A 6,575-nucleotide genomic window follows, 5' to 3' on the forward strand; every position below is an offset into this window, starting at 1 on the left:
CGATCAGCACCACCAGCGCCACGATCGTGAGCAGAAACACGCTGATCTTGCGGCGGCTGGCCACTAGGGCCTGGCGCAGCAGCTGCGCCTCATCGAGGTAGGAGCCCAGCCTCAGGATCCGGAATACGCGTAGCAGCCGCAGCACGCGCACGATCAGGAGCGATTGCCCGGCCGGGATGCCAAGGGTGAGCAACGGCGGCAGGCTCGACACCAGATCCACGAATCCGAAAAAGCTGCGCGCATAGGGCCAGGGCCGCTTGCTGCACAGCAGCCGCAGCAGATATTCGAGGCTGAACAGGCTGGAGAACGTCAGCTCCAGCGGCTCAAACACAGAGCGGTACTGGCCGCGCAGGCGCGGATCGCTCTCCAGCGCCACCAGCAGCACACTGAGCACGATGGCGATCAGCAGCGCTAGATCAAAGCGCTTGCCCGCTGCTGTGTCGGCTTCAAAAATGATGCGCTCAAGCCTCGGGCGGCCCACCCAGCGCCGAATCGCCAGGGCCAGCAGGAGCAAAGCGGTCAGCAGCCCGAGGCCGGTGCTGAAGGCGTTCACGGAGTGGTGTGAAGGCGGGGGAGGTCGAGCTGTTGCTGCAGCACCCCAAGCTTCAGGGCCACTTCTGCCAGTTCCCGCTCCACTGCTGATCCAGGCACCAAGCCAGCACCGGCGGTGAGTTCCAGGCGCTGGCCCTGCAGGCTGCCGCTGCGGATGGCTACCCGCAGCTCCGTGTCACCTTCGCTGTCGATCCAGCCGATCGGGGCAGCGTAATAGCCCCGCTCGAACGGTTCAAGGCTGCGCAGGGCGGCCATAGCCTCCCGCCGCGGCAGCCCGGCCACTGCCGGTGTGGGGTGCAAGGCAGCGGCCACTGCCAGCGGCTGCTGATCGCCCAGGTCGGCGGTGATGGGGGTGTGTAGATGCATCAGTTGGCCGTGGCGGGCCAGGCGCGGGTGGCGGGGCCGGCGCGGCGTCAGACCGTTGTGGTGGAGCACCTCGGTGATGGCTTCCACCACCAGCTCGTGCTCGCGCCTGTCCTTGTCGGAGTGGAGCAGCTGGCCGGCATTGGGTCCCACCGGTGCGGTGCCGGCGAGCGCATCACTGCGGAGTTGTCCCTGACGCACGGTGAGCAGGCGTTCAGGGGAGGCTCCAAGCAAGGCGGGACCATCCGCCTGTTGCCAGAGGAAGCGGCAGCTGCCGGGTTGGCGCTGACGCAGCTGGGCGAGCAGGTGCAGCGGATCCAGCGGTTGGGCCAGCTGCAGCTGCTGGCGCACGGCGAGCACCAGCTTGCGCAGCTCACCGGCTTCCACCAGTTCCAACCCCCGTTCCACCACAGAGCGGTAGCCCTCCTGCCAGGCGGAGCCGCTGAGCACGGCAGGGCCTGCGGCCTCCCCGGCGGCGGCGCAGGGGTCGGCAGGTAACTGGGCCAGTCGTTCTGCTTGCTCCCACAGCTCCTCGGCCAGGGATCGGGCGCTGACCTCGCCACCGAGGGTGCGTTGCAGCCGCAGCCAGCAGTGGCGCCCCTGGCGGCTCAGTTGCCAGCGGGGCAGCACCGCCTGCACCCCCGGCACGCCATCGCCCTCTTGGAGCGGGCTCTCAAAGAAGGAAAAGGCCAGCAACACCCGCGGCCGCGCCAGCGGCGGGCAGATCTGGGGTGCGGCGAGGCGGCCCAGGCTCACGGCGCTGAAGCGCTGAGCCAGTTCAAAGCGGCGCTGACCGCTCAGCTCCAGGCTGTTGCAGCGACCACTGGCGGCCAGGCAGAGCCCGGGAGCGCTATCCCACAGAAAACGGAACCGTTCGCCCTGCTCGAGTTGGCTCAACAGCGCCATCGGGTCGCGGCCGGTGAGCGGCAGCGCCAGGCTGAGCACGCCTTCCCCATCCAGTTGGCGCGCGCCATCGGCCGCTGCCGCCAGCAGATCGCTGAAGCTGGTTGTGACGCTGGATGGAGCCTGCACCCGGGGCGGGCTGAAGCGGCTGCTCAAATGTATGGGCCTTCCTGCGCCGCCAGTTGCCCTCGCCCGCGTCCGAGCCACAGGTCGTCGCAAGCCTTCATGCCGATCCGGCTCAGCGGCGGCGGCTCTGGAAAGCGGCGATCAAGTGGCCGATGTACTCGGTGGCTGTGATGCCGGTGCTGCTGGCCGCCGGCTGGCGCGCCGGGCAAGGTTTGGCAGTGCGGTTCGACCAGCTGCTGCTGTTTCTGCTGGCAGCTGTGCTGCTGCTGGCCTGGGAAAACCTGGCCAACGATGTGTTTGATGCCGATACCGGCGTCGACACTCAGGGCAAGCCCCATTCGGTGGTGAACCTCACGGGTCGGCGTGATCGTGTGTCGTTGCTGGCCAATGGCGCTCTGCTGGTGGGGTTGCTGCTGATGGCGTTGGTGGCGCTTCGCAGTAGCCCAGCGGTATTGGCCCTGGTGTTGGCCTGCTGTGGCATTGGCTATGCCTATCAAGGGCCGCCCTTGCGCCTTGGGTATCGGGGCCTGGGCGAACCCCTCTGCTGGATCGCCTTCGGGCCCTTAGCCACAGCCGCCGCCCTCCTGGCCCTGGCCCAGGCAGGTGAGAGCACTGTGCCCTGGCGGGCGGCGCTGGAGCTGGGCAGTGGCCCGGCCCTGGCTACCACACTGGTGCTGTTCTGCTCCCATTTCCATCAGGTGGAGGAGGACGCGGCCCATGGCAAGCGTTCGCCCGTGGTGCGGCTGGGTACCGGGCCGGCGGCAGGGTTGATTCCCTGGTTTGTAGTGGCGGCGCTGGCCTTTGAGTGGGTGCCGGTGCTGGTGGGGCAATGGCCGCTCACAGCCCTGCTCGGTGGGATCGGGCTGCCACCGGCCCAGGCGCTGATCCGCCTGCTGCATCAGCACCACCATGAGCCGCAGCGGATCGTGGGCAGCAAGTTTCTGGCCCTGCGCTTTCAGGCGCTGAATGGTTTAGGCCTGGCGGCGGGTCTGGCCATGGGCCGTTGGCTGGGATGAGTGCGCCGGGCCTGCTGCACCTGAGCTGGCGGCCCTATCGCTTCGTCTTGCCGCGTCGCCTGATCACCAGCCGCGGTGCATTGGTGGAGCGCCATGGCTGGTTGCTGCGGCTGCAAGCAGCCGATGGGTCCTGTGGCTGGGGTGAGGCTGTTGCCCCGCTATGGGCGCCTGCCTCGCCGGAGCTGGCCGCGGCGGTTGCGGCGCTTCCGCAATCTGTGGCGCGCGAGGAGCTCGAGCAGCGGATGTTGCAGCTGCCGGCAGCGCTGGCTTGCGCGGTGGGGATGGCTCTGGCCGAGCTCGATGTTGTGGGTGGGTGCTGGCATTGCGCCCCGCGCTCAGCCTGGCTGCTGCCAGCCGGAGAGGCGGCTCTGGCGGCATTGGAGCGTGTGCTCGCCAGCGAAGCGGGTTCGGAATCCCCAGTCACGTTCAAGTGGAAGGTGGCAGCCCTGCCGGATGCCGAGGAGCGCGCTGTGCTGGAGACGCTGCTGCTGCGGTTGCCTGCATCTGCCCAGCTGCGGCTGGATGCCAATGGCGGCTGGGATCTGGCAACAGCCCACCGCTGGGCGGATCGCCTGGCGGATGAACCGCGGCTGGAGTGGTTAGAGCAGCCGTTGGCGCCCCTGGAGCTCGAGGAGCTGGAGCGCTTGGGGGCACGACTGCCCGTGGCGCTCGATGAATCGCTGCCCCATCTGCTGCTGGATCAGCGCGATGCCTGGCCGGGATGGTTGGTGCGCCGGCCGCTCCAGGAGGGTGATCCCCGGCCGCTGCTCCAGCAGTTGCAGGCCGGCCTGCCGCGCCAGATGATCAGCACGGCTTTTGAAACCGGCATCGGCCAGCGTTTTGTGGAACATCTGGCGGCGCTGCAGGCGCAAGGCCCCACGCCTGCCGCACCGGGCTTGGCGCCCGGATGGCAGGCCGATGGCCCGCTGTTCGCGATGGATCCTGAGCAGGTGTGGGAGGCCGCGGCGTGAGCCAGCCGCTTCTGCTGCGCGCAGGCGCTGATCGGGCCGATCTGGCGAGCACGTTGCAGCAGGCCTGGGAGGCGGGGCAAACCGTGGCGATCGCTGCTCCTGAGGAGGTTGATCTGCTGGAAGCGGCGTTGCCTGCCAGGAGCCCCTCTGCCTGGGGGGCAGCGTTGGTGCTCGGCACGGGCGGCAGCAGTGGTGGCCGGCGCTGGTGTGTGCAGCCTCTGGCTCATCTGCAGGTGGCGGTGGCCGGCACCGCCCAGTGGCTGCAGGCCCTTGGCCTGGAACCAGCCCAGCTGGAGCTGTTCAATCCGCTGCCTCCACATCATGTGAGTGGGCTGATGCCCCTGCTGAGGGCGAGGGCCTGGGGTGCGGAACTGCGCTGGCTTCCGCCTGCCTGGATGCGTGAGCCGGAGCAGCTGATGGCTGAAGCCTCGCCGGCGACCCCCGATCGGGCTGTGCTCTCGCTGGTGCCGACCCAGCTGCAGCGCTTGCTGGATGGGCCGGCCGGGATCCGTTGGCTGGAGCGCTTCGCCCTGATCTGGATGGGTGGTGCAGCGCTGCCCCCTGCCCTCGCTCAGCGCTGCCGTGCCCTGGGGATTCGGCTGGCTCCTTGCTACGGCAGCACCGAAACCGGAGCGATGGTGATGGCCCTGTCTCCACAGCGCTTCCTGGCTGGGGTGGAGGGTTGCGGGGCTGCTCTACCCCATGTCCAGCTCCGCGTTGAGCCCGGCAGCGGAGCGCTGCAGATCAAGGCCGCCAGCCTGGCTCTGGGGATGGTGCAGCAGGGGGAGCTGCAGCCCTTGCCCCTTGATCAGGGTTGGTGGAGCAGCGGCGATCGGGCCGAACTTGGGGTCGAGGGTTGGCAGTTGCTGGGGCGTCTCGATGGCGCCATCCACAGCGGCGGCGAAACAGTGTTTCCCGAGCAGGTGGAGCAGCGCTTGCTGGCCCTGGCCCGGGTTCAAGGACTCCCTGTGGAGGAACTGCTGTTGCTGCCAGAGCCCGATCCGCTCTGGGGGGAGCGGCTGGCGGCCCTGGTGAGGCCGGCGGCCGGTATCGATGCGGGCGATGCGGCGCTTTGGCAATCCCTGCAGACGCTCGCTCTCACCCTGCCGCCAAGCCAACGGCCGCGGCGCTGGTTGCTTTGCCCTGAGTTGCAGCGCAGCCCACTCGGGAAATGGGAGCGCCGGCGTTGGGGCCAGTGGTTGAGCTCCCATCCAGCGTCACAGCCTGCGCCAGAGCCCTGACAACCGCGACTCAGCTCGCTACAAGCGGGGAGTAGCGGACCCGGTGATGCATGAGTAACGGTGATTGGAGTGCCTTGGATCTCACGGAGGTGAGCAACAAAAAGCTGGCAGCCGGCTTGTTGGGAATCTTTCTGGGGTCCTTCGGTATTCACAAATTCGTGCTGGGCTACACCAAGGCGGGTTTGATCATGCTGTTGATCACAGTGCTCACCTGTGGCGTGGCCGGTTTTGTGATGGGACTGATTGGTGTGATCGAGGGCATCATCTATCTCACGCAAACGCCGCAGGAGTTCAAAGCCACCTATCTCGAAGGGCGTAAGGAGTGGTTTTAAGCCGTTCCTCCAGCCGCGTGGCCTCAGGCCTGCTCGCGCTGGCGGCTGTGGGGAGTGCGTGTTCTATGGGAGATAGCTGGAGCACTGGCTTTCATCCCTTTGCCCTCCTGGCTGCCCTGCTGCCGCTTCAGTTGGCGGCTGTGCTCTGGTGCATTCAGGTAACGCCTACAGCGGCTGCACACCGCTCTTCAGGGATGAGGCCTCCAGCCAGCGATTGATGGCGGATGGCAGTTCGCGCCGCGCACGCCCGCTGCTGCTGATGGCCAGGTGACGGGTGAGTCCCTCGGCGACACGGGTGCCATTGCTGCTGAAGCGATACCGCACTTCAAAACAACCCGGATCGAGGCGTTGTGGCTCCAATGCAATCGCCAGAGGATCGCCGCAGACCAAGGGCTTGAAGAAATCAGCGCTGCAATGCACGATCGGCAGCGCGATCTCGGGCATGGATCCCGGCCTGGGAAACACCTCCGCTGCTGCGATGCCGAAGCGCTCCAGGCTTTCTTCATAGGCCTCATGGCACCAATGCAGCAGCTGCGGGAAGTGCATCACCCCGGCGGCATCGGTGTCTCCGAAGCGCACGGTGCGGCAGAGCAGCAGCCAGGTCTCGGGATTCATGGGGCAGCCAGACTCGGGAAGGCGTTGAAACCAGTGAAGCTGAGGCCAAGCCGCAGAGCCCAGTAGCTCAGCAAGGCCGCGGCGATCCACGCCATTGAGCGGGTTCGAGGCTGCAAGGGCAGCAGCTCGCGCCTCCGGATCGCCTGCACCGACCACCACAGCAGGCCCGCCGCCAGCAGTGGCCCAAAGGCATGCCAACGCACTGACTCGCCCAGGTTGCCGGTGAGGGCCGCACTGGTGGCGCGGGTGAGGAAGCAGGTGGGGCAGGGAATGCCGGTGAGTGCCCGCACAGGGCAGGGCCAGCCCGGGAGGCCGGGATGCAGCCCCTTGAGCCACACATAGCCTGTGAGGCTGGCCGGCAGCAGCCAGCCGGCGTGGTTCAGGCGGCGCAGGAAGCGGTTCAGCTGTTCAGATCAGCCGTGCTGGCTATCAACGATCCACTGAGCCCATGATCAC

8 protein-coding genes are annotated in these 6,575 nt (G+C 67.6%); 4 read left to right on the top strand and 4 right to left on the bottom strand.

What is annotated here, in order from left to right:
• Positions 1 to 553, bottom strand: a 553-nt coding sequence (locus tag ACIQ2E_RS11275; RefSeq protein ID WP_398330391.1) for an ion transporter, incomplete at its 3' end; no start/stop codon positions are given.
• Positions 550 to 1,974: an isochorismate synthase MenF gene (locus ACIQ2E_RS11280; RefSeq protein ID WP_398330394.1), complete on the bottom strand. Its 1,425-nt coding sequence runs from the start codon at positions 1,972 to 1,974 to the stop codon at positions 550 to 552. The genes ACIQ2E_RS11275 and ACIQ2E_RS11280, both read right to left, overlap by 4 nt.
• Positions 1,975 to 2,096: 122 nt before the next feature.
• Between ACIQ2E_RS11280 and menA the strand changes: the two genes are divergently transcribed.
• Genes menA through ACIQ2E_RS11300 form a run of 4 tightly spaced genes read left to right on the top strand, consistent with a single transcriptional unit; the run spans position 2,097 to position 5,504 of the window.
• Positions 2,097 to 2,960, top strand: coding sequence for a 2-carboxy-1,4-naphthoquinone phytyltransferase (gene menA, locus ACIQ2E_RS11285; protein WP_398330397.1), 864 nt, complete (start codon positions 2,097 to 2,099; stop codon positions 2,958 to 2,960).
• Positions 2,957 to 3,931, top strand: a complete 975-nt coding sequence (locus ACIQ2E_RS11290; RefSeq protein ID WP_398330400.1) for an o-succinylbenzoate synthase — start codon at positions 2,957 to 2,959, stop codon at positions 3,929 to 3,931. Before menA ends, ACIQ2E_RS11290 begins: the two co-directional genes overlap by 4 nt.
• Positions 3,928 to 5,172 carry an AMP-binding protein gene (locus tag ACIQ2E_RS11295; RefSeq protein ID WP_398330403.1) on the top strand — a complete coding sequence of 415 codons (1,245 nt, stop codon included), beginning with the start codon at positions 3,928 to 3,930 and terminating at the stop codon, positions 5,170 to 5,172. Before ACIQ2E_RS11290 ends, ACIQ2E_RS11295 begins: the two co-directional genes overlap by 4 nt.
• A gap of 50 nt (positions 5,173 to 5,222) precedes the next feature.
• The gene (locus ACIQ2E_RS11300) at positions 5,223 to 5,504 is read left to right on the top strand and encodes a TM2 domain-containing protein (RefSeq protein WP_398330406.1); all 282 of its coding nucleotides are present in this window, start codon (positions 5,223 to 5,225) and stop codon (positions 5,502 to 5,504) included.
• 165 nt (positions 5,505 to 5,669) lie between these two features.
• On the opposite strand, the gene ACIQ2E_RS11305 is transcribed toward ACIQ2E_RS11300, so the two are convergent.
• On the bottom strand, positions 5,670 to 6,119 hold the full coding sequence (locus tag ACIQ2E_RS11305; RefSeq protein ID WP_398330409.1) for an acyl-CoA thioesterase: 450 nt from the start codon (positions 6,117 to 6,119) through the stop codon (positions 5,670 to 5,672).
• Complete coding sequence (locus ACIQ2E_RS11310) at positions 6,116 to 6,409, bottom strand: DUF2752 domain-containing protein (protein WP_398330412.1); 294 nt, start codon at positions 6,407 to 6,409, stop codon at positions 6,116 to 6,118. The genes ACIQ2E_RS11305 and ACIQ2E_RS11310 overlap by 4 nt, the downstream gene beginning before the upstream one ends.
• Between the last annotated feature and the right edge of the window lie 166 nt (positions 6,410 to 6,575).

Source organism: Vulcanococcus sp. (assembly GCF_044369115.1).
Classification (GTDB): Bacteria; Cyanobacteriota; Cyanobacteriia; order PCC-6307; family Cyanobiaceae; genus Vulcanococcus.